The organism is Priestia sp. TRN 1309, from assembly GCF_050846875.1.
GTDB classification, from domain to species: domain Bacteria; phylum Bacillota; class Bacilli; order Bacillales; family Bacillaceae_H; genus Priestia; species Priestia zanthoxyli.
This window is the reverse complement of record NZ_JBOZGM010000001.1, coordinates 336,691-358,875: the sequence shown is the minus strand read 5'-3', so window position 1 is coordinate 358,875 and position 22,185 is coordinate 336,691. Positions and strand designations below refer to the sequence as shown.

The following is a 22,185-nucleotide window of genomic DNA, read 5'->3' as shown; positions in this document are numbered from 1 at the left end:
AAGTCGTAGCAGCTATTTATATATATTTTTTTATTTATTGTTTTTTTGAATTCCTTCAAAATAAACAAGGGCTTCTTCCTTGTCCTTTGAGATCTGACCGACAAGCTCTTCGATGCCGCTGAACTTTTTTTCTGAGCGAATCATTCGGTGCCATTTCACCGTTACGTGCTGATCGTAGATTTGCTCGTCAAATGATAATAAGTGGACTTCGATTGTTGGCTTTTCTAAATTATCGTGAAAAGTCGGCTTGTAGCCCACGTTGCACACTCCTGCATACCACTTACCGTGAAGCTGAAGCTCAACAGCATACACGCCGATGCGTGGAAGTAAATACTCATCGTCTAAAGCGATGTTAGCAGTAGGAAAACCTATTTGCCTGCCTCGCTTTTCTCCATGAGTCACTGTACCTGACACTTCATAATAGCGGCCAAGCAGCTCTTTTACTCGATGCATATCTCCATTTGCTATACTTTCGCGAATAAGCGTTGAACTAATTTTTTCTTCGCCATTTGTTAACTTATCAATTGTTGTTTGCGTGAATTTTGATCGAGAATGAAATGGTAGTATTTCCATTGTTCCTTTACCTAACTTTCCATACGTATAGTCAAATCCAGCTACCACATGCTGTACATTCAGTCCAATAATATACTGATCAACAAACTCTTGAGGCAATAGTGCTGCAAACTGTTTATCAAAATGAACGATATATAAAAAGTCAATTCCCATTTCCTCAATGAGTTTCTTTTTTTCTTGAAGCGGTGTGATCATATCAATGTGCTGCACATTGCGCCCGAGCACCACAGAAGGGTGAGGAGTAAACGTCATCACAGCACTAGCTATGCCTTTTTCATCGGCTAACTGTTTTGCTGAATTTATCACTTGCTGATGCCCTAAATGCACACCATCAAAATAACCAAGCGCTAACACTGATTGTTGAACAGCTTCTCGTTGAAAGTGGTGTGGATGTCGAATTTCAATCGTTTCCAAAACACAGTTCACCTTTTCCCTAACCGGTCTAGTCGATTGCCAACACTTTAACCGGCTTCATTAAATGTTTTTTTGTTGGGTGCTGAGCATAAATTGCTAAGCACTTGCCTGCAGAATTTATCATTAAAAAGAAGGGTTCTTTTTTTAACTCTTCATCTTCCGTACACGGCAATACCGCGCCATTTTTCACTTTCTCTGCTAATGTATCACTAATTTGAAGTTTCGGCAAATGATTAAGAGCTTCTTCGATCGAATGTAGTTTCTCATTGATCGTTTCTTCTTCTACCGCCCGTTCAATATCTTCAAATGTCACACAATCTTCGAGTGAAAACTGCCCGGAACCCGTTCGCTGCAAATACGACATATGAGATGGATAGCCAAGAGCTTCTCCAATCATCACAGCAAGCGTTCGCACATATGTACCTTTGCTGCACGTTACGCGGAATTTGAAGGAAATTTGTTCTCCCTCAAATGTAGCGCGATCATCCAGCAGTTCAAAGTTATAGATATGAATGGTTCTAACTGGGCGCTCTACTTCGATTCCTTGCCTTGCATATTCATATAGTTTTTTACCTTTGACCTTTACCGCTGAATACATTGGAGGGACTTGCTGAAGTTCTCCTGTCATCGAAGACAGCACTTCTTCGATTTGAGCACGTGAAAAAGAATCCGCTACTTTCTTTTCTTCTACAACCTCTCCGGAAGAATCTTCTGTTGTTGTAGAAAACCCGAGTGTAACTTCCCCTTCATAGGTTTTAGTAGCTCCTGTTAGATATTCTACAATCTTGGTAGCTCTACCGATACAAATAGGCAATACTCCTGTAACGTCTGGGTCTAATGTGCCTGTATGCCCTACTTTTTTAGTGCGAAGCAGCTTTCGGACTTTAAACACACAGTCGTGCGAAGTCAGGCCAGCTGGTTTATGTAAAACTAAAACACCGTCCACTCATTCTTCATCTCCTTTTCATTTAAAAAAGGGTGTCTCAGAAGCAAAAACCACTTTTGAGACACCCTTTTTTGTTTCTACATTCACTGATCTTATTCGTTCTCTTGATGGTCATCGCTTTCTTTTTTTATTTCATGAAGCAATGATTCAATTCGATTACCATAATCAATTGATTCATCAAACTCAAACGTAATTTCAGGTGTTTTACGTAAGCGAATGCGCTGACCGATTTCTGAGCGGATAAATCCCTTTGCTTTCGCAAGGCCTTTTAACGTATTCTCACGCTGTTCAGCATCTCCTAAAACAGAGATATAAACTTTCGCTTGCTGTAAATCGCCTGATACTTGAACATCTGTTACAGTCACAAAACCGATGCGCGGATCCTTGATTTTACGATTTAAAATCTCGCCCATCTCTTTTTTCATTTGTTCTCCGACTCTAGTTGCTCTTATGTTCATCTGTGTCACCCCTTTTATAACCAATCAAAAGTTGTAATGGTACGTTCAATCTCTGGAAAAGAATCAATCAAGCTTAGCGCTTTTTGCAGTTCTTGTTCCGTTGTGACACGGCTAGATGAGACTGCGACAATGCTAATTTTTGTTCGTTGCCACACATCTTGAAAATCAGTTTCTGAAACCGATACGTTAAACCGCTGCTTCAAGCGCATCAAGATGCGCTGAAGCACGGCACGTTTTTCTTTAAGAGAAGCAGCATCGTAAATTAAGCATTCACACTCCACTAGTCCAATCATTTAGGATCAATTTGCTCCATTACATATGCTTCAATAATATCTCCTTCTTTAATATCATTGAAGTTTTTAATTGTAATACCACACTCATATCCTTGAGCGACTTCTTTTGCATCGTCTTTAAAGCGTTTTAGCACATCTACTTCACCTTCAAAGATAACAATTCCGTCACGAATTAAACGAATTCCACTGTTACGCGTAATTTTACCGTCTGTTACGTAACTTCCTGCGATTGTACCAACTTTTGATACTTTGAATGTTTGACGTACTTCCACTTGACCGATGATTTTTTCAGCAAACTCAGGGTCAAGCATTCCTTTCATCGCAGATTCAATTTCTTCAATTACTTTATAAATAATGCGGTGAAGACGAATATCTACGTTTTCTACGTCAGCTGTACGTTTTGCTCCAGCATCTGGACGCACGTTAAAGCCGATAACGATTGCGTTAGAAGCAGTTGCAAGAATGATATCAGATTCTGTAATTGCGCCTACACCCGTATGGATAATACGAACATTTACACCCTCTACATCAATCTTTTGAAGAGCAGCAGCCAATGCTTCTACAGAACCTTGTACGTCTGCTTTTACGATAAGGTTTAAGTCTTTCATTTCACCTTGTTTAATTTTTTCAAATAAATCATCTAAGCTTACGCGAGATTTTTCACCGCGCTGTTGTTCAAGCTGCTTTTGAGCACGAGCTTCTCCGATTTGACGAGCTGTTTTCTCATCTTCAAATACTAAGAAACGATCTCCAGCTAATGGAACTTCGTTTAAGCCAGTAATCTCAACCGGAGTAGATGGTCCTACTTCCTTCACACGGCGGCCGATATCATTTACCATTGCGCGAACGCGGCCAAACGTATTTCCGACTACGATTGGATCACCTACGCGTAGTGTACCAGTTTGAACAAGAAGCGTTGCTACAGACCCACGGCCTTTATCTAGCTGTGCTTCTACAACTGTACCTGCTGCACGACGGTTAGGATTTGCTTTTAACTCTTCTACTTCACTTACAAGTAAAATCATTTCAAGTAATTGATCGATCCCTTCACCTGAAATGGCTGAAAGCTTACAGAAGATTGTTTCTCCGCCCCACTCTTCAGCTACAAGGCCGTGCTCCATTAGTTCTTGCATAACGCGATCTGGATTTGCTGCTTCTTTATCCATTTTGTTAACCGCAACAATAATTGGCACTTCTGCCGCTTTTGCATGGTTAATCGCTTCAATTGTTTGAGGCATTACACCATCGTCTGCTGCAACAACAAGGATTGTAATATCCGTTACTTGCGCACCGCGAGCACGCATTGTTGTAAATGCAGCATGCCCTGGTGTATCAAGGAATGTAATTTTCTTTTCATCAACCACAACTTGATAAGCACCGATATGCTGCGTGATACCGCCTGCTTCTGCAGCCGTTACTTTTGTGTTACGGATAGAGTCAAGAAGCGTCGTTTTACCGTGGTCAACGTGACCCATGATTGTAACAACTGGAGGACGCACTTGAAGGTCTTTTTCGTCGTCAATAATTTCTAATGATTCAAAAGCAGTGTCATCTACTACTACTTCTTCTTCAACTTCTACACCGTATTCTCCGGCAATTAGTTCGATAGAATCTTTATCTAACTCTTGGTTAATTGTTGCCATTACACCAAGCATAAATAATTTTTTAATAATTTCAGAAGGCTCTTTGCCTAATTCTTTTGCTAACTCAGAAACCGTTAAGCTTCCGACAAACGTTACTTTTTCCGGTAACTCTTTTGCAGCTGCTGGAGCTGGTCTACCTTTTGGTGCCTGTGACTTTTGTGCCTGTGGCTTTTTGTTACCTTTATTGTTTCCTTTGTTAGCTGTTGATTTTGTATTTTTATTCAATACTTTCACCCCCATAAAATTAACCGAGCATCGTTGCTAGCTTTTTAGCAAATCCCTCGTCCATAACGGCTACCACAACTCGAGCATCTTTACCAATCGCTTGACCTAGCGTGTAGCGATCGGGAACCATTCTAACCGAAACGTTGTAGTAAGAACATTTATCCGTTACTTTTTTCTTTGTGTTTTCAGACGCATCGCTTGCTAAAAGTACTAACTTTGCTTTTTGTTTCCGAACTTCTCTAACCACAAGTTCTTCTCCAGAAATCAATTTGCGTGCACGGTTTGCAAGCCCTAAAAAAGAGATCCACTGTTCATTCATTAGCGTGACTGTTTCTCCTTTTCTACAAGCGCTAGCAACTCTTCATAAACCGCTTCATCTATTGACGCGCCTAAATGTGTCGAAAGCACATTTTTCTTTTTTGCCAATAAAATTGCTTCTTTATCCTTGCTTACATAAGCTCCGCGCCCGGACTTTTTACCCGTTACATCAACTGAAACGTCGCCTTCTTTTGAACGTACAACGCGTACTAGCTCTTTTTTAGGCTTCATTTCTCCAGTGGCCACACATTTTCGCATCGGGACTTTTTTACGATTGTTCACCTTGGCTCACCTCTTATTCCATATCTTCATCTGAATCAAATGCATGTTGACTTACTAGCATATCATCGCTACTTTTTACAACCATACCTTCTTGCTCAGCTTCTGATTGACTTTTAATATCAATTTTCCAGCCTGTCAGCTTAGCGGCTAGACGTGCATTTTGTCCACGCTTACCAATTGCAAGTGACAGCTGATAGTCAGGAACGATAACAGTTGTTGCTTTTTCATTTTCATCTACAATCACATCTACTACCTTAGATGGACTTAGGGCATTGGCAACAAATTCAACTGGGTCATTTGACCAGCGAACGATGTCAATTTTTTCACCTTTTAGTTCATTCACAACAGCCTGTACGCGCTGACCTTTTGGCCCAACACAAGAGCCGACCGGATCTACTTCAGCATACTCAGAATGAACAGAGATTTTTGAACGGTCTCCAGCTTCGCGAGCTACTGATTTTAATTCAACTGTACCGTCATAGATTTCCGGAACTTCTTTTTCGAAAAGACGTTTTAAAAGACCTGGATGCGTACGTGAAACATAGATTTGTGGTCCTTTTGTTGTTTTTTCTACTTTCGTAATATACACTTTAATACGATCATGAGGTTTATACTGCTCATTTGGCATTTGCTCGCTTTGAGGAAGCAATGCTTCAATTTTGCCAAGGCTCACGTAAATGAAGCGAGAATCTTGACGCTGAACAATACCTGTCATAATATCTTCTTCACGATCGCTGAACTCTGAGTAGATAACGCCGCGCTCCGCCTCACGAACACGCTGTGTAACAACTTGTTTTGCTGTTTGAGCCGCGATGCGTCCAAAGTCTTTTGGCGTTACTTCGATTTCAACCACATCGTCTAGCTGGAAGTTAGGGTTGATTGTTTGTGCTTCTTCAACCGAAATTTCTAGACGTGGATCATATACTTCATCAACCACATCTTTGCGAGCAAACACGCGCATTGAACCTCTTTCTAAATTTAAATCAACGCGTACGTTTTGCGCTTGGTTAAAGTTGCGTTTGTAAGCAGAAATTAGCGCTGCTTCAATTGCTTCAATAATTACATCTTTGCTAATGCCTTTCTCTTTTTCAAGAATGACTAAGGCATCAAATAACTCACTGCTCATCGTTGGATAATCCCCCTTTAATATTGGCCCCTACACATTAAAATACAATCGCTAATCGAGCAAAAGCGACTTTGTCATATGGTAAAATCACCGTTTTTGTGCGTGTTTTGATACGAATAGATAATGTGACAGTTTCTCCGTCAAATGATTGTAATTCGCCTTCAAATTCTTTTGCACCTTCAATTGGTTCATATGTTTTTATGTATACATGCTTACCAATTGCACGTTCAAAATCTTTATCTTTTTTTAATGGGCGTTCCGCACCAGGCGATGATACTTCTAAAAAATAGTTATGAGGGATTGGATCTACTGCATCCATTTTCTCACTCAATTTTTCACTTACTGCTCCGCAGTCTTCGATATCCACGCCGGTATCAGAGTCGATAAACACACGTAAAAACCAATCTTTTCCTTCTTTTACGTATTCAATTTCAACAAGCTCTAAATTCATTTCCTCTAAGATAGGGGAAACCATTTCTTCCACTGTTTGTTTTACATTTTTACTCATTCTAATCCTCCCTTCGAGACATTGCATGGTATGTTTAGGTTACGCGTTTTTTATGTCTCTTATATCAAAAAAGAGTGGTTTATTTGCTATTTTTATTTTGCACTCTATAAGAGGTCTAACCTACTAGAGTGGAAATGTTGTCATTTGTGTTGCAGGATTTTAAACGTCACATAATAAATCAATCATGGTGATTGAAAATCTACAGAAAAAACGAATCATGCTAGAAGCCGATTCGTTCTCCATACTACTTACTATGACAGTAAGTTCATATCAATAAGAAAGAGCGGGTTTCCCCACTCTTTCTCGTCCGTATCCTTAGCATTTCCACAATTACTATATCATAACCGCTTATTTTATGCAAATGTTAGAAAAGAGAAAGCTGGTTCTGATCAGGTAATGATTCAAGGCATCCATGGTTGTCTAGATACTCTAAAATCGTCTTCGATACTTTGCCTCGCTGCTGCAAGTCTTCTTTCGATAAAAACTCTCCCGTTTCACGAGCTTTTACAATGTTCAGCGCTGCATTTGTGCCAAGACCAGGAATGGCATTAAACGGTGGAATTAAAGATGTGCCGTCAATTAAAAATTCGTCTGCGCTCGATTCATATAAATCTACTTTTTTAAATGAATAGCCTCGTTCGCACATTTCCAAAGAAAGCTCAAGCACCGTTAATAAGTTTTTCTCTTTAGGAGATGCATCTAAACCTTTGGCATTGATTTCTTCCATCTTCGCTCGAATGGCAGTTGATCCTTTAATCATCGTATCAATATCAAAGTCATCTGCACGAACCGTAAAGTATGCTGCGTAATAAAGAAGCGCGTGGTGCACTTTGAAATAAGCAATACGCACGGCCATCAATACATAAGCAGCCGCATGGGCTTTAGGGAACATATACTTAATCTTTTTACAAGAATCAATATACCAGTCCGGAACACCATTTTTGATCATTTCTTCTTCAAATTCAGGTGTTAGCCCTTTCCCTTTACGCACAGACTCCATAATTTTAAAAGCAAGTGAAGGTTCAAGACCTTGATAAATTAGATAAACCATGATGTCATCACGACAGCCGATTACTTCACTTAAGTTGCAAATATCATTGCGAATTAGCTCCTGCGCATTACCAAGCCATACGTCCGTCCCGTGCGACAGTCCCGAGATTTGAACAAGTTCTGAAAACGTCGTTGGCTTCGTATCTTCTAACATTTGACGCACAAAGCGCGTTCCAAATTCAGGTATGCCAAGCGTTCCTGTTTTACACATAATTTGTTCTTCTGTTACGCCAAGTGATTCCGTTCCACTAAAAATTTTCATCACTTCAGGATCATCCGTCGGAATTGTTTTTGGATCAATTCCACTTAAATCTTGAAGCATGCGAATCACGGTCGGATCATCGTGTCCGAGTATATCAAGTTTTAATAAATTATCATGAATCGAATGGAAGTCAAAATGAGTTGTTCTCCATTCGGAATTACGGTCGTCAGCTGGAAACTGGATGGGTGAAAAATCGAAAATATCCATATAGTCCGGTACAACAATAATTCCTCCTGGATGCTGACCAGTTGTACGTTTTACGCCCGTACATCCTGCTACTAAACGATCCACTTCTGCGTTTCGTAAATGTAAATCACGGTCACCAGCATAGCCTTTTACATAGCCATAAGCTGTTTTTTCGGCAACTGTACCGATTGTTCCCGCACGGTATACATTATCTTCTCCAAACAGTACTTTTGTATAGTTATGAGCTCGCGGCTGATACTCTCCGGAGAAGTTCAAATCGATATCGGGAACCTTGTCTCCCTTGAATCCTAAGAACGTTTCAAACGGAATATCGTGTCCATCTTTAATAAACGGTACGCCACAATCGTCGCAGCTTTTGTCCGGCAGATCGAATCCAGAACCTACGGAACCGTCATTAAAAAACTCGGATTTCTTACATTTTGGACACACATAATGCGGCGGCAGTGGGTTTACTTCTGTAATTTCCGTCATCGTCGCAACAAATGAAGACCCTACGGAACCACGTGAACCAACTAAGTAACCATCATTTAATGATTTTTTAACGAGTTTATGCGAGATCAAGTAAATAACGGCAAACCCGTGGCCGATAATACTTTTCAACTCTTTCTCTAGACGAGCTTCTACTACTTCAGGCAGCTCTTCACCGTAGATGCTGCGTGCCATCGCATAGCTCATTTCACGCATTTCTTCGTCCGCACCTTCAATTTTCGGCGTATATAAATCATCTTTAATTGGTTTAATATCATCGATCATATCGGCTATTTTTTGCGTATTATGAACAACAATTTCTTTCGCTTTGTCCCCATCTAAAAATGAAAAACAATTCAGCATCTCATCCGTTGATCTAAAGTGAACATCCGGCAGCTGATGACGGTTTAAAGGATTAGCCCCGCCTTGTGAACCAATTAAAATTTTTCGGTAAATTTTGTCTTCCGGATTGAGATAGTGAACATTTCCTGTTGCTACAACCGGCTTTCCAATCTTTTCACCAAGCTTCACAATATTGCTAATAATATCTTTTAAGGCTTTCTCATCTCGCACTAAATCTAGTTCAATTAAGTGCTTGTAGTTGTCAGGAGGCTGTACTTCGATGTAATCATAAAATTCAGCTACTCCTTCTACTTCATCAATTCCTTTTTGCATCATGCCTTCGAATACTTCGCCTCGGTCACATGCGGTTCCAATCAAGATGCCTTCTCGATATTTGTCGAGCTGAGATCTTGGAATTCGCGGAACTCGATAAAAGTAATTTAAATGAGAAATCGAAACAAGTTTAAATAGATTTTTTAATCCTACGTCGGTTTGTGCTAAAAGAGTCGCATGATAAGGACGGGCCCGCTGATAGGCATTCCCTTCTCCCATATAATCATTTAAGCGATCATGCATTGTAATTTCCCGTTCAAATGCATCTTTCAGCATTTTATTTAACAAATAGCCGGTTGTTTCCGCATCATAAATCGCGCGGTGATGCTGCACAAGTTCAATATCAAACTTTTTAGCAAGAGTATTCAAACGATGGTTTTTCATATGCGGGTACAAAAATCTTCCGAGTTCAAGCGTATCAATAACGCCGTTAGCTGCTTTTTCTAAACCGATTTTTTGCAGTCCCATATTTAAAAATCCCATATCAAAGCTTGCATTATGAGCGACTAAAATACTGTCACCCATCCACTCGTGAAAATCACGAAGTACTTCTGAGATTTCAGGCGCATTTTGGACCATATCATCTGTAATACCCGTCAGCTCAATTGTTGTTGCAGACAGAGGATGATGAGGATTTGCAAACCGTTCAAATCGATCAATGATTTCTCCTTCTTTCATCTTCACGGCAGCAAGTTCAATAATGGTATCGTACACGGCTGACAAACCGGTTGTTTCGACGTCAAATACTACGTAAGTTGCTTCTGTTAAATCCACATGCTTCGGATTATAGGCAATCGGCACGCCGTCGTCTACTAAATTAACTTCCACTCCGTACAGTATTTTAATGCCGTTCTTTTTCCCGGCTCCATATGCTTCAGGAAACGACTGCGCAACCGCATGATCAGTTATCGCTACAGCCGGATGTCCCCATTTTTTAGCTTGTCCGACTAAAGCTCCAACAGATGAAACGGCATCCATTTGACTCATTGGCGTATGCAAGTGAAGCTCCACACGCTTTTCATCTTCAGGCGCTGTATCTTGTCTAGCAGGACCGGTAATCTCGTTGACATCATTTCCAATCATAACTAAATCACGGACAAATGTATCATTTTGTACACTTCCGCGAACCTTTACCCACATTCCTTTTTTAATCGCTTGAAGTAAAGGAATATCTTCTTTGTCACGTGAAAACATTTTAACCATAATAGAGTTTGTATAATCTGTCACTTTAAAAATAAGAAGCGTACGTCCGCTTCGTAATTCTCTAGTTTCTGCATCAAATACGTATCCTTCAACGGCAATTCGCTTTTCTTCATCCACAATGGAGTCTAGGCGAACCGTCTCGTCTTTAATCGTATATCCAATTGTAAGCGGACCTTTTGGTAGGTCTGGTCCATCACTTTTTTCATTTTCTTTATTTTGCATCTCTGTGATGGCTTGTAATACTTTTTCTGTATCTTCTTGTTTTCGTTGCTCTACAAACTGCTGAAATGCTTCTTCTGAATGTACAACTTCCGTCATTAGCTGAAGGTTCGGAAAGCCATAGGACGCATACTGATCAGCAATTAACTGACTGTACTTTTTACGTAAAGCCGTTCCTTCTGCATCATGTCGTGCGTTCACAATCAATTTGGCACCGTTCAATCTCGGCATTTGATCTTGTAAAAGCGACTGTAAAAGCGGGGATATTCCCTGCATTTCTCCAATACAATGCTTCCAATATGACTGTACATGCTCTTCCGTACATTCTTTATTAACGGTTTGAATAGAAAAAGAAACACTCGCAATATGAGAAAAAGCTGAAGACATGCGAGCATGGAATAACTCATAGATCTCAAAAGGTAATAACCCTTCTAAAGAAAAATGAAAATGCCATTTTTTTTGTTCTTTCTGAATGACGAGCTTTTCAATCGCTGCGTTTTCAAAATAAGGAACAATTTGATCACTCGTCAGCTCTAACTGCTGCAGCAGCAACTTAAAACGCTCTTTTTTTCCTAGCGTTTGTGCTTCCAAGTTTTCTGCCTCCTTTTATAAATGAGTGCAATCTATTTTAACATAAATGACTTCTATTCTGTCATATGTTCTGTTTATAAACATAAAAACAGCAGGGATACAAATCCCCGCTGCTTCATTACTTCGCTAGCAGTTCTTTCACTGTTGAAACAAGATTGTCAACTGACACTTCTAGTGACTCCCCAGTTTTCCGTACTTTTACTTCTACAATTCCTTCAGATGCACGTTTACCAACTGTTACTCGAACAGGAAGACCAATTAAATCTGAATCTGCAAATTTTACTCCTGCACGCTCTTGGCGGTCATCTAACAGCACTTCAAAGCGATTATCTAATAACTCATTATATAATTTCTCACCTAGTTCACGCTGTTCATCATTTTTCACGTTAACTGGAATAACGTGCACTTGATAAGGCGTAACAGCCTCTGGCCATAGAAGACCGTTTTCATCATTGAATTGTTCTGCAATCGCAGCTACTGTACGAGAAACACCGATACCATAGCAACCCATAATCATTGGCTGGCTGCGTCCGTTCTCATCTAGATACGTTGCTCCCATCGCTTCACTGTAGCGAGTTCCTAGCTTAAAGACATGTCCGACTTCAATACCTTTAGCGAACTTAATAACACCTTGTCCATCCGGTGACTGATCTCCTTCTTGGATGAAGCGGAAATCTTCGTAAGTTGCATTAAAGTTACGTTCATTCACATTTGTATAGTGATAACCTTCTTCATTTGCTCCGCATACACCGTTAACGATTGCTTTTACCGCATGATCAGCTACCACTTCTACTGAATCACTTACACCAATCGGTCCTACCGAACCAACTGCGCATTTTAATGCTTCTTTTGTTTCTTCTGGAGTTGCCAGTTCAACGACGGAAGCTTCAAAATAGTTTTTCACTTTAATATCGTTTACTTCGTGATCCCCGCGAACAAGTACAAGCACAAAACGATCATCTACTTTAAATAAAAGGGACTTGATACAAGAAGTCGCTTCAACATTTAAGAAAGCAGCTACGTCTTCAATGCTATGCTGATTTGGTGTTTCCACTTTTGTTAATTCTTTTTCAGCTTCATCTGATTTTTCATACGTATTTACAACCGGTGCCATTTCAACATTTGCTGCATAAGAAGATGTATCTGAATAAGCAATTGTATCTTCCCCGATTTCAGAAAGAACCATAAATTCATGCGTATCTTTTCCGCCCATTGCACCTGAATCAGCGATAACCGCACGGAAATTTAATCCGCAGCGCTCAAAGATGCGGCTGTAGGCAGCAAACATTTTATCATACACTTCATCTAAACTTTCTTGAGAAGCATGAAACGAATATGCATCTTTCATAATAAATTCACGACCGCGTAATAAGCCAAAGCGTGGACGTTTTTCATCGCGGAACTTCGTTTGAATTTGATATAAATTTAGCGGTAAACGTTTGTATGACTTCACTTCGTCACGAAGCAAGCTTGTGATAACTTCTTCGTGTGTTGCTCCCAAAGCAAATTCACGGCCGTGACGATCTTTCATACGCATTAACTCAGGCCCATATGAATACCAGCGGCCAGACTCTTGCCACAATTCAGCTTGTTGTAAAGCAGGCATCAATAATTCGACAGAACCTGCACGGTCCATCTCTTCACGAACAATTTGTTCAACTTTTTGCAATACACGCTTACCAAGCGGTAAAAAGCTGTACACGCCGCTTGCATTTTGGCGCATATAACCTGCGCGCAATAGAAGCTGATGGCTTTTTATATCCGCATCAGCTGGCACTTCTCTTAATGTAGGAATCAATGTAGAACTTTGTCTCATAACCTCGCACCTCTTTGCTTACTTCTCTATCTTATTTTTTAAGGCGGACCATGCCGCAATTTTCATATAATCAGCGAGGGAATATCCCTCGCTGAGCGTATGTCTTATAAAAAGAACTTTTGAATATCGTTCCACGTTACAACGAGCATCAGCAGCATTAATAAAGCAAAACCGATAAAATGAACAATCCCTTCTTTTTGACGATCAATTGGCTTACCGCGAATTCCTTCTACAGCGAAGAATAATAGTCGTCCTCCATCTAAAGCAGGAAGTGGAAGCAAATTGACAATCCCTAAGTTAATACTTAAAACGGCTGCCCATTTCATTAGGTAATAAATGCCTGACTGTGCTACTTGATCGGTTGCTGCGTAAATACCTACAGGACCAGAAAGCATATCCAGTTTGAACTGTCCTGTCACAAGCTTCCCAAGGCCCGTTAAAATTTCTTTCATCCACGTATATGTTTCAGTAGCTCCGTGCGTGATCGAACCAATGAATGACTTTTCAACCGGTGCATATACGCCAATTAATCCAATTGTCTGTTCCCCAACCTTGCGGCTTTCAGGTGTAATTGGAATATCTAGGGTTTTGCCGCCGCGCTGAACCGTGAATGTAATTTGCTGTTCAGGATGTTTTTGAATTACTTTTACGACATCATCCCACGTTGAAACACTTTGTCCATCAATTGCTTGAACTTTATCTCCTTGTTTAAGTCCCGCATCAACGGCTACTCCATCTGATGTTAATTTGCCCATCACAGGTTTGTCAACAACATATCCTTGAGAAATCCCAAGAACGATAAAAATAACAAAGGCTAATATAAAGTTCATTAGCGGACCAGCGAAAATGGCTAGCGCACGCTGACCAAGAGTTTTGGAAGCAAACTGACGGCTGTAAGGTGCAATTTGAATGTCTTCTCCGTCCATAACAAAGTAAGATTCTTCTGCTACCTCGAATTTTTGCAGATGTTCATCTTCACCTTCTTCATAACCTGAAATAAATAGATTATGCTCTAAGTCTGCTTGCTCTACCTCAATGACTTTTGCATTTGGATGCTGTTCCTTGTTATTAATAATGACTTTATTTACTTTGCCTTCCTTATCAAACATGAGGCCCACCATTTGACCAGGCTTAACTTCAATCATTTCCGGGTCTTCTCCAGCCATTCGAACAAATCCACCTAGAGGCAGTAAGCGAATGGTATAAACTGTTTCATCTCGTTTAAATGAAAAGATTTTGGGACCAAACCCAATGGCAAACTCACGGCATAAGATGCCTGCACGCTTTGCAAAAACTAAATGACCAAGCTCATGAAAGAATACAAGAGCTCCAAAAATGACGACAAACGCAATGACTGTGTTCAATGGGTATTACCCCCTTCATGTAATAGAGTCAAACCTCCACCCACCAAAAATAAGGGAGTGGCTTCTCTCGCACGCACATTATCGAGAGATGGCGGATCTAACAAACTCTCTTGCTTCTAAATCTACTTCTTTAATAGTAGATAAACAAGGTTTCTGTATTACAGTATGTTCATTCATTGCTTTTTCAATCACATCTTCAATTTGTAAAAATGTAATGTGACCATCTAGAAAGGCTTGAACAGCTTCTTCATTAGCTGCATTTAAAACAGTCGGAAGTGTTCCACCCGCTTTGCCAGCCTCAAATGCAAAAGCTAAACAGCGAAAACGCTCTTCATCCATTTTAGCGAAGTGAAGCTGACCAATATCCGCCAAACTTAAACGCTTGGTGTCAGGCAAAGACATGCGTCTTGGATACGTTAACGCGTATTGAATTGGCACGCGCATATCGGGCGTTCCAAGCTGAGCAATAACGCTTGTATCAGAATACTCTACCATAGAATGAATGATGCTTTCCTTATGTAACAATACATCAATTTTCTCATAGGGAAGATCAAAAAGCCAATGTGCTTCAATCACTTCTAGTCCCTTATTCATCATCGTTGCCGAATCAATTGTAATTTTAGCTCCCATTGACCAGTTTGGATGATTTAACGCATCTTCAACCGTTACTCCCTGTAGTTCTGCTCTCGTCTTATCTCGAAAGCTCCCTCCAGAAGCCGTTAAAATTAAACGGTCTATTGCTTTTTGATCTTGCCCTTGCAAACTTTGAAAAATAGCTGAATGCTCACTGTCTACCGGTAAAATATCAGCGCCATATTCCTTGGCTGCTTCCATGACAAGGTGACCAGCGGTAACAAGTGTCTCCTTATTTGCAATAGCAATTGTTTTTCTCATTTTGATTGCTTCTAGCGTAGGAGTCAACCCTACACTTCCAAGAACAGCGTTTACCAACACTTCTGTAGAAGGATGAGTTGCTACTTCCACAAGTCCTTCTTCTCCATAAACAAATCGAATAGAAGGGAATTCTGCTTGCAGTGACAGACAATCTTCTTTCTTCATTACAGAAACAAGGGCTGGCTTACACTGCTGAATAATCTTTCTTGCTTCGTTAATATTTCGACCTACAGAGATTGCTGAGAGCTCAAAATGCTCAGGATGCGCTCGAACAATATCAACGGTTTGAGTACCGATTGAACCTGTAGCTCCTAACAAGGAAATTTTCTTCAAGTATATTCACTCCTATTAAAACAAAGACATCTTTTTTATAGAGATAATAAAAAAGCTAAAATTGGCATGATGAACATTAAACTGTCAAAACGGTCTAAAATCCCACCATGACCCGGTAAAATTTTCCCTGAATCTTTTACGCCATAGTGACGTTTGAACGCTGATTGTACAAGATCACCCATCTGTCCAAATAACGATACGATAATACCAATTACAAGTAGCTCGATCATAGTTTGATCAATATTTGCTAACAGCTTAAATACAATGGCTACTATAATAGCGCATACGACGCCACCAACAAAACCTTCAATTGTTTTATTGGGACTGATTTCCGGCCATAGCTTTCGTTTCCCCATTGCTCGTCCAATAAAATAAGCTCCGGAATCCGTCGCCCAAATAATAAGGAAAGCAAAGAACAAATAAGCTAACCCGAACTCTTGACGAACCTCGATAAAATAATGAAAGCCAAAGCCAACATATACTGTTGTTAATAAAATAAACCCAACGTCATCGAAGGTAAATTTATTTTTAACTACAACCGTGTACATTAATAAAAGAAGGACAGCAGCAAGCGCTACTTCTATCTTATGTTCACTTAAGAATTGAAATGCAACATCTCTTCCGTTTGGTAGTAAAAACACCCAAGTTAGTAATAAACTAATGATACTTGGAAAAGACATTGCTTTCAAATGTTTCATTTTTAAAAGCTCAATTACACCAACTGTTCCGATCACATACATGATAAGGGTAAAAGGTAACCCTCCAATTAAAACAATCGGCACAAATACCGCAAGTGCTACAATCGCGGTGATAATGCGCTGTTTCATCTTGTTTTCCACACCTTCTTATACACCACCAAAGCGGCGACCGCGCTTTTGAAACGCCTCGACTGCTTCGATTAAATGATTTTCTTTAAAATCTGGCCATAATACTTTTGTAAACCAAAACTCTGTGTACGCTAGCTGCCAAAGCATAAAGTTACTTAAGCGAAGCTCGCCACTTGTGCGAATAAGCAAATCCGGATCTGGAAGGCTTTTGCTCATTAAATAGGAAGAAAATAAATTTTCTGAAATAGAAGAGGAAGCCACTTTTCCCTGTTCTACATCTTCTGCCAATGACCGAATAGCGCCCACAATTTCGTGACGGCTACCGTAATTAAGCGCGAAGTTTAAAATCATCCCCGTGTTATGCTTTGTTTTTTCAATTGCCTTATCCACGGCTCGAATCGTATGGGCAGGGAGCTCACTTTTATCTCCCATAATACGAACTTGCACATTTTTTTCAATTAGCTCAGGCAAAAAGGTTGTTAAAAATTCCTCTGGCAGTTTCATTAAAAACTCAACTTCAGTTTTGGGGCGCTTCCAATTTTCAGTGGAAAATGCATATAAAGTTAATACTTTAACACCTAATTCATTGGCCAGTCTGGTCACATGACGTACTACTTTCATTCCTTCATGATGGCCCATCATGCGAGGAAGAGCTCGTTTTTGCGCCCAACGACCGTTCCCATCCATAATAATTGCAATATGTTCAGGAACAGGGTGCTGTTTCACTTGATCTTTTCGTTCTGACAAAGACAGTGTATTTAAATCTTGACTTTTCTTCCATGCTTGAAATTTTCTTAACATGCAAAGGTCCCCCGTTGTACGCTCTCACATAAACGTGTAGCTTATGTGAGTTTTTTCTTACTACACATTATTAACAAAAAAACCCCCTGTAAACAATAGAGGGTCTTTTACAATATATTTTACCTTGAAATGACTTAAACTGCCATAATTTCTTCTTCTTTATCTTTTGCCACTTTATCCACTTTTACGATATGGTCATCTGTTAGTTTTTGAATGTCATCACTGTAGCCGCGTAGATCGTCTTCAGTAATTTCACCTTTTTTCTCTAACTTTTTGAAATCATCGTTTGCATCACGGCGTACGTTACGAACCGCAACTTTTGCTTCTTCAGCATATTTTTTAACCATTTTCACTAACTCACGACGACGCTCTTCCGTTAAAGCAGGAATCGATAAACGGATAATAGTTCCATCGCTTGTAGGTGTTAATCCTAAATCAGATTTTAAAATAGCTTTTTCAACTTCACCAATTTGTGATTTGTCATAAGGCTGAATAACAAGCATACGAGCTTCCGGTACGCTTACTTGCGCCAATTGGTTAATCGGTGTTGGTGCACCGTAGTATTCTACCGTTACGCGGTCAAGAAGTGACGCGCTTGCACGTCCAGCGCGAATTGATGCTAGTTCGCGGCTAAATGATTGAATTGCTTTTTCCATTCTTTCTTTTGCGTTTTGCAACACTTGTTTTGGCATGTTTATTTCCCCTTTACAATTGTTCCAATGTTTTCGCCTGTAACGGCACGTTTAATATTGCCTTCTTCCGTAATTGAGAAAACAATTAGCGGAATATCGTTGTCCATACATAATGAAGAAGCTGTAGAATCCATAACAGCTAGTCCATCTTTTAAAACATCAATATATGTTAATGTTTCATATTTTACAGCATCAGGTACAAGCTTAGGATCTGCATTATAAACGCCATCTACGTTGTTTTTAGCCATTAAGATAACGTCAGCTTCGATTTCAGCTGCACGCAAAGCTGCTGTTGTATCTGTAGAGAAATAAGGGTTTCCTGTACCCGCAGCGAAAATAACAACGCGTTTTTTCTCAAGATGTCGAACAGCTTTTCTTCTAATATAAGGCTCTGCTACTTGTCTCATCTCGATAGAAGTCTGAACTCGTGTTTGCACACCAATGTTCTCTAAGCTATCTTGAAGAGCCAGCGAGTTCATTACTGTTGCTAGCATTCCCATATAATCAGCAGCTGCACGATCCATACCCATTTCACTACCAATTTTACCACGCCAAATGTTTCCACCACCAACGACTACAGCAATTTCCACACCTAATTCATAAACGGCTTTTACTTGTTCAGCAACAGATTTGATGATGGATGGGTTAATACCAAAACCATCTTCACCAGCTAATGCTTCTCCACTTAACTTTAATACGATACGATTATATTTTGCTTGACTCATGCTTACCTCCATCGTTAACGGTGAGATCTCTTTTGTAAAAAAGGGAACACACAGTGTTCCCTATACGGTCAAACCCTTACTTTTTAACTTGGTTCATTACTTCTTCAGCGAAGTTGTCTTGACGTTTCTCAATACCTTCTCCTACTTCAAAACGAACGAAGCTTTCAACAGTAGCGCCTTTGCTCTCAACGAACTGACGTACTTTTTGATCAGGATTTTTAACAAATGTTTGATCTAGTAAGCAAATATCTTCGAAGAATTTGCCAAGGCGACCTTCAACCATTTTTGCAACGATTTTTTCTGGTTTGCCTTCGTTTAATGCTTGTTGAGTCAATACTTCGCGCTCACGCTCAGTTTCTTCAGCAGAAACTTGGTCACGAGAGATGTATTTAGGGTTGATTGCAGCGATGTGCATAGCAACGTCTTTTGCAACAGCTTCTTCAGTTGTACCAGATAATACTGTTAACACACCGATACGTCCGCCAGCATGTAGGTAAGCACCGAATGCATCAGCATCAGTTTTTGTTGCTACAGCGAAACGACGTAGAGATAATTTTTCTCCGATTGTAGCGATTGCAGAGTTGATGTGTTCTTCAACAGTTGCACCGTTTTCCATTTTTTGAGTAGCAGCTTCAGCAGCGTCAGCTGGTTTGTTAGCTAAGATGTGAGCAGCTAATTCTTTTGTTAATTTTTGGAAACCTTCGTTTTTCGCAACGAAATCAGTTTCAGAGTTAACTTCTAAGATAACAGCTTCGTTACCTTGAGTTTCGATGTAAGTTAGACCTTCAGCAGCAATACGGTCTGATTTTTTAGCAGCTTTTGCAATACCTTTTTCACGTAAGAAATCGATTGCTTGCTCCATATCACCGTTAGTTTCAGTTAACGCTTTTTTACAATCCATCATACCAGCGCCTGTTTTTTCACGTAGTTCTTTTACCATTTGAGCAGTAATTGCCATAATGTGTAGCCTCCTTGTTTGGGTATGTAATTAATGTATATAAATGGGTTAAATCTTTTCAAAAAAAGGTGATAAAAGGCTATTCCCTCTTATCACCTTTCACGGAATTAAGCAGTAGTTGTTTCAGTTTCAACTGCTGTTTCTTCACCTTGTTTAGCTTCTAGAATAGCATCAGCAACTTTAGAAGTTAAAAGTTTAACAGCACGAATTGCATCATCGTTTGCAGGGATTACATAATCAATTTCGTCTGGATCACAGTTAGTGTCTACGATACCAACGATTGGAATGTGTAATTTTTTAGCTTCCGCTACTGCAATACGCTCTTTACGAGGGTCAATGATGAATAATGCATCTGGAAGTTGTTTCATATCTTTAATGCCGCCTAAGAATTTCTCAAGACGCTCTAACTCTTTTTTAAGTTGAACTACTTCTTTCTTAGGTAGTACTTCGAAAGTACCGTCTTCTTGCATTTTTTCGATATCTTTTAAACGTTTGATACGTTTTTGGATAGTTGAGAAGTTAGTTAATGTACCACCTAACCAACGTTGGTTAACAAAGTACATACCAGCGCGAGCTGCTTCTTCTTTAACAGAATCTTGAGCTTGTTTTTTCGTACCTACGAATAAAACAGTACCGCCGTCTGCAGCTAATTCTTTAACGAATTTGTACGCTTCTTCTACTTTCTTAACTGTTTTTTGAAGATCGATAATGTAGATGCCGTTACGCTCAGTGAAGATATATTTCTTCATTTTTGGGTTCCAACGGCGAGTTTGGTGACCGAAATGTACACCAGCTTCTAGTAATTGTTTCATTGAAATTACTGACATGTGTTTTTCCTCCTAATGGTTTTAAGTCTCCTCCGCTTATATCATCTTCAGCCGAAACTACAAAAAGTAGCACCATCAACCGAATCAACAAGCGTGTGTAATAACACCAAAAACTAATATAGCATACTCCTTTTTCACAAGCAAGCGTTTCATTAAGTTTATTGATGAAATTTCAATAATAATTCAATTTCAGTTTTCCCTCTGTGTAAATGTTTTGCAATTTCTTCAATTGTTAAACCTTTTCCCTTTAAATAAACGGAAAATTCTTTTATCTCTTCACCTGACAAATCTTGAATTTGGTCTGTAGTTAATTCATCAAAAGATGTGCTTATATGTTTCTGATTTTCTTCTATAGAGAGAAGTTCATGCAGCGACTGGGAAGGCTCACTTTTTAGATCCACCCTTTGAACAGGCACGTCTTCTTCATCTACCAAAGGTGATTTGGCGCTGCTTTCTTCCATTTCGGAAGAAAGCGAAGTTGAACGCTCACGAAGCTGCCGTAAAAACTGCTCGTTTTGTTCCTGAAATTCAGCGAGATATGAACTCATTGCAGCTTCCATTTTATTTATATTTTGCTGGTGCAAGCGTTCAATCCTTTTCACTTTGGTCACTTGCATATATAAAAGAATAATGCAAAACAGTGATAGACCATGAATTAAAAAACTAACTGTGAGTAAAAACTCCATCACTTTACCTCTTTGTTAAATTATTTTGCTTAAACTCGTACGCATTTTAAACAGCGCTTTCGAATGAATTTGAGAAATGCGTGAAGTGGATAGCCCTAACAGCTGCGCGATCTCTGTGAAAGTCAACTCCTCTTTATAAAATAATGAAACAACAAGCTGCTCTTTTTCATTTAGCTGCTCGATAACTTCAGCGAGCTCTTGATATCGTTCGTCGTTAATTAGCTCCTCTTCAGGAGAGAGCGTTTTTTCATCTTTAATCGTGTATTTTTGCTCTCCATCTTCATACTCTTTTGGCTGTTCTTCCATTGACAAAACGTTAGCTAAGAAGCCTTCATTCATTGTATGAACAACATCTGCTTCTGTCATGCCTACTTCTTTTGCAACCTCACTTGGTGCAACTCTGCGCAAGTATCTTTGTTCAAGTGCTTCTGTTGCTTGCTCAATTCTTTTCGTCTTTTCCCTTGCGCTTCTTGATAACCAATCTTCTTTACGAAGCCCGTCTATTATCGCCCCTCGAATTCGAAAAGACGCATATGTATCAAACTTTAAGTCTCTACCGTAATCAAACTTTTCCAAAGCATCGTAAAGGCCGATTAATCCTAAACTACGAAGCTCTTCTTTATGAATATTCTTCGGCAACCCTACACTAATCCGCTGAACGTGATAGTTAACAAGCGGCATATACTTTTTAACAAGCATGTTTCCCGCATGGGAGTCTCTCGTCTCTATCCATTCCTGCCAAATTTTATGTTCTTCAACTTCTTGTATACTTTTCAAGGGTCTTTCAACTCCTTTTTATAG

General features: G+C 39.7%; 20 protein-coding genes and 1 pseudogene. All 21 read right to left on the bottom strand.

All coding sequences use genetic code 11. The features are described 5' to 3' along the window. Positions 1 to 30 precede the first annotated feature (30 nt). The 21 genes and pseudogenes from ribF to ACRPLQ_RS01760 all read right to left on the bottom strand — a co-directional run bounded on the left by ribF (position 31) and on the right by ACRPLQ_RS01760 (position 22,161). On the bottom strand, positions 31 to 987 hold the full coding sequence (gene ribF / locus ACRPLQ_RS01860; protein WP_432235645.1) for a bifunctional riboflavin kinase/FAD synthetase: 957 nt from the start codon (positions 985 to 987) through the stop codon (positions 31 to 33). Positions 988 to 1,015: 28 nt separating this feature from the next. Then, positions 1,016 to 1,933 carry a tRNA pseudouridine(55) synthase TruB gene (gene truB, locus ACRPLQ_RS01855; protein ID WP_033579797.1) on the bottom strand — a complete coding sequence of 306 codons (918 nt, stop codon included), beginning with the start codon at positions 1,931 to 1,933 and terminating at the stop codon, positions 1,016 to 1,018. A gap of 92 nt (positions 1,934 to 2,025) precedes the next feature. Then, complete coding sequence (gene rbfA, locus ACRPLQ_RS01850) at positions 2,026 to 2,391, bottom strand: 30S ribosome-binding factor RbfA (RefSeq protein ID WP_013058834.1); 366 nt, start codon at positions 2,389 to 2,391, stop codon at positions 2,026 to 2,028. Positions 2,392 to 2,405: 14 nt separating this feature from the next. After that, the gene (locus ACRPLQ_RS01845; RefSeq protein WP_013058835.1) at positions 2,406 to 2,684 is read right to left on the bottom strand and encodes a DUF503 domain-containing protein; all 279 of its coding nucleotides are present in this window, start codon (positions 2,682 to 2,684) and stop codon (positions 2,406 to 2,408) included. Beyond that, positions 2,681 to 4,549, bottom strand: a pseudogene (infB, locus tag ACRPLQ_RS01840) (translation initiation factor IF-2); the annotation flags it as partial. The gene ACRPLQ_RS01845 and the pseudogene infB, both read right to left, overlap by 4 nt. A gap of 22 nt (positions 4,550 to 4,571) precedes the next feature. Beyond that, complete coding sequence (locus ACRPLQ_RS01835; protein WP_028411400.1) at positions 4,572 to 4,871, bottom strand: YlxQ family RNA-binding protein; 300 nt, start codon at positions 4,869 to 4,871, stop codon at positions 4,572 to 4,574. Beyond that, positions 4,871 to 5,152 (bottom strand): RNase P modulator RnpM, encoded by a 282-nt coding sequence (gene rnpM / locus ACRPLQ_RS01830; protein WP_013058838.1) that lies wholly within the window; start codon positions 5,150 to 5,152, stop codon positions 4,871 to 4,873. Before rnpM ends, ACRPLQ_RS01835 begins: the two co-directional genes overlap by 1 nt. A 13-nt stretch (positions 5,153 to 5,165) precedes the next feature. Continuing rightward, positions 5,166 to 6,278, bottom strand: coding sequence for a transcription termination factor NusA (nusA, locus tag ACRPLQ_RS01825; protein ID WP_028411401.1), 1,113 nt, complete (start codon positions 6,276 to 6,278; stop codon positions 5,166 to 5,168). A 37-nt stretch (positions 6,279 to 6,315) separates the two neighbouring features. Then, positions 6,316 to 6,786, bottom strand: coding sequence for a ribosome maturation factor RimP (gene rimP, locus ACRPLQ_RS01820; protein ID WP_028411402.1), 471 nt, complete (start codon positions 6,784 to 6,786; stop codon positions 6,316 to 6,318). A gap of 364 nt (positions 6,787 to 7,150) precedes the next feature. Further along, on the bottom strand, positions 7,151 to 11,461 hold the full coding sequence (locus ACRPLQ_RS01815; protein ID WP_028411403.1) for a PolC-type DNA polymerase III: 4,311 nt from the start codon (positions 11,459 to 11,461) through the stop codon (positions 7,151 to 7,153). Positions 11,462 to 11,579: 118 nt separating this feature from the next. After that, on the bottom strand, positions 11,580 to 13,277 hold the full coding sequence (locus tag ACRPLQ_RS01810; protein ID WP_028411404.1) for a proline--tRNA ligase: 1,698 nt from the start codon (positions 13,275 to 13,277) through the stop codon (positions 11,580 to 11,582). Between the two features lie 104 nt (positions 13,278 to 13,381). Next, positions 13,382 to 14,641: an RIP metalloprotease RseP gene (gene rseP, locus ACRPLQ_RS01805; RefSeq protein WP_028411405.1), complete on the bottom strand. Its 1,260-nt coding sequence runs from the start codon at positions 14,639 to 14,641 to the stop codon at positions 13,382 to 13,384. A gap of 78 nt (positions 14,642 to 14,719) precedes the next feature. Further along, on the bottom strand, positions 14,720 to 15,868 hold the full coding sequence (gene dxr, locus ACRPLQ_RS01800) for a 1-deoxy-D-xylulose-5-phosphate reductoisomerase (RefSeq protein WP_033579795.1): 1,149 nt from the start codon (positions 15,866 to 15,868) through the stop codon (positions 14,720 to 14,722). A gap of 35 nt (positions 15,869 to 15,903) precedes the next feature. Beyond that, the gene (locus ACRPLQ_RS01795) at positions 15,904 to 16,695 is read right to left on the bottom strand and encodes a phosphatidate cytidylyltransferase (RefSeq protein WP_033579794.1); all 792 of its coding nucleotides are present in this window, start codon (positions 16,693 to 16,695) and stop codon (positions 15,904 to 15,906) included. An 18-nt stretch (positions 16,696 to 16,713) separates the two neighbouring features. Beyond that, positions 16,714 to 17,496: an isoprenyl transferase gene (locus ACRPLQ_RS01790; RefSeq protein WP_028411408.1), complete on the bottom strand. Its 783-nt coding sequence runs from the start codon at positions 17,494 to 17,496 to the stop codon at positions 16,714 to 16,716. A 134-nt stretch (positions 17,497 to 17,630) separates the two neighbouring features. Continuing rightward, a complete protein-coding gene (gene frr, locus ACRPLQ_RS01785; RefSeq protein ID WP_013058847.1) occupies positions 17,631 to 18,188 on the bottom strand; it encodes a ribosome recycling factor in 558 nt (185 codons plus the stop codon). Between the two features lie 2 nt (positions 18,189 to 18,190). Next, entirely contained in the window at positions 18,191 to 18,913 is a 723-nt protein-coding gene (gene pyrH / locus ACRPLQ_RS01780; RefSeq protein WP_028411409.1) for a UMP kinase, read from the bottom strand. Between the two features lie 76 nt (positions 18,914 to 18,989). Beyond that, complete coding sequence (gene tsf, locus ACRPLQ_RS01775; protein ID WP_013058849.1) at positions 18,990 to 19,871, bottom strand: translation elongation factor Ts; 882 nt, start codon at positions 19,869 to 19,871, stop codon at positions 18,990 to 18,992. Between the two features lie 107 nt (positions 19,872 to 19,978). Continuing rightward, entirely contained in the window at positions 19,979 to 20,698 is a 720-nt protein-coding gene (rpsB, locus tag ACRPLQ_RS01770) for a 30S ribosomal protein S2 (RefSeq protein WP_013058850.1), read from the bottom strand. A gap of 158 nt (positions 20,699 to 20,856) precedes the next feature. After that, complete coding sequence (locus tag ACRPLQ_RS01765) at positions 20,857 to 21,384, bottom strand: hypothetical protein (RefSeq protein ID WP_028411410.1); 528 nt, start codon at positions 21,382 to 21,384, stop codon at positions 20,857 to 20,859. Between the two features lie 15 nt (positions 21,385 to 21,399). Continuing rightward, positions 21,400 to 22,161: a FliA/WhiG family RNA polymerase sigma factor gene (locus ACRPLQ_RS01760; protein WP_025750299.1), complete on the bottom strand. Its 762-nt coding sequence runs from the start codon at positions 22,159 to 22,161 to the stop codon at positions 21,400 to 21,402. Between the last annotated feature and the right edge of the window lie 24 nt (positions 22,162 to 22,185).

Coding starts and splice junctions, on each gene's coding strand:
- tsf (WP_013058849.1), bottom strand. CDS start 19,871: ATGGCAATTACTGCTCAAATGGTAAAAGAACTACGTGAAAAAACAGGC.
- ACRPLQ_RS01810 (WP_028411404.1), bottom strand. CDS start 13,277: ATGAGACAAAGTTCTACATTGATTCCTACATTAAGAGAAGTGCCAGCT.
- rpsB (WP_013058850.1), bottom strand. CDS start 20,698: ATGTCAGTAATTTCAATGAAACAATTACTAGAAGCTGGTGTACATTTC.
- ACRPLQ_RS01835 (WP_028411400.1), bottom strand. CDS start 4,871: ATGAATGAACAGTGGATCTCTTTTTTAGGGCTTGCAAACCGTGCACGC.
- ACRPLQ_RS01790 (WP_028411408.1), bottom strand. CDS start 17,496: ATGTTAAGAAAATTTCAAGCATGGAAGAAAAGTCAAGATTTAAATACA.
- ACRPLQ_RS01845 (WP_013058835.1), bottom strand. CDS start 2,684: ATGATTGGACTAGTGGAGTGTGAATGCTTAATTTACGATGCTGCTTCT.
- nusA (WP_028411401.1), bottom strand. CDS start 6,278: ATGAGCAGTGAGTTATTTGATGCCTTAGTCATTCTTGAAAAAGAGAAA.
- ACRPLQ_RS01795 (WP_033579794.1), bottom strand. CDS start 16,695: ATGAAACAGCGCATTATCACCGCGATTGTAGCACTTGCGGTATTTGTG.
- rbfA (WP_013058834.1), bottom strand. CDS start 2,391: ATGAACATAAGAGCAACTAGAGTCGGAGAACAAATGAAAAAAGAGATG.
- pyrH (WP_028411409.1), bottom strand. CDS start 18,913: ATGAGTCAAGCAAAATATAATCGTATCGTATTAAAGTTAAGTGGAGAA.
- ACRPLQ_RS01765 (WP_028411410.1), bottom strand. CDS start 21,384: ATGGAGTTTTTACTCACAGTTAGTTTTTTAATTCATGGTCTATCACTG.
- frr (WP_013058847.1), bottom strand. CDS start 18,188: ATGCCAAAACAAGTGTTGCAAAACGCAAAAGAAAGAATGGAAAAAGCA.
- rimP (WP_028411402.1), bottom strand. CDS start 6,786: ATGAGTAAAAATGTAAAACAAACAGTGGAAGAAATGGTTTCCCCTATC.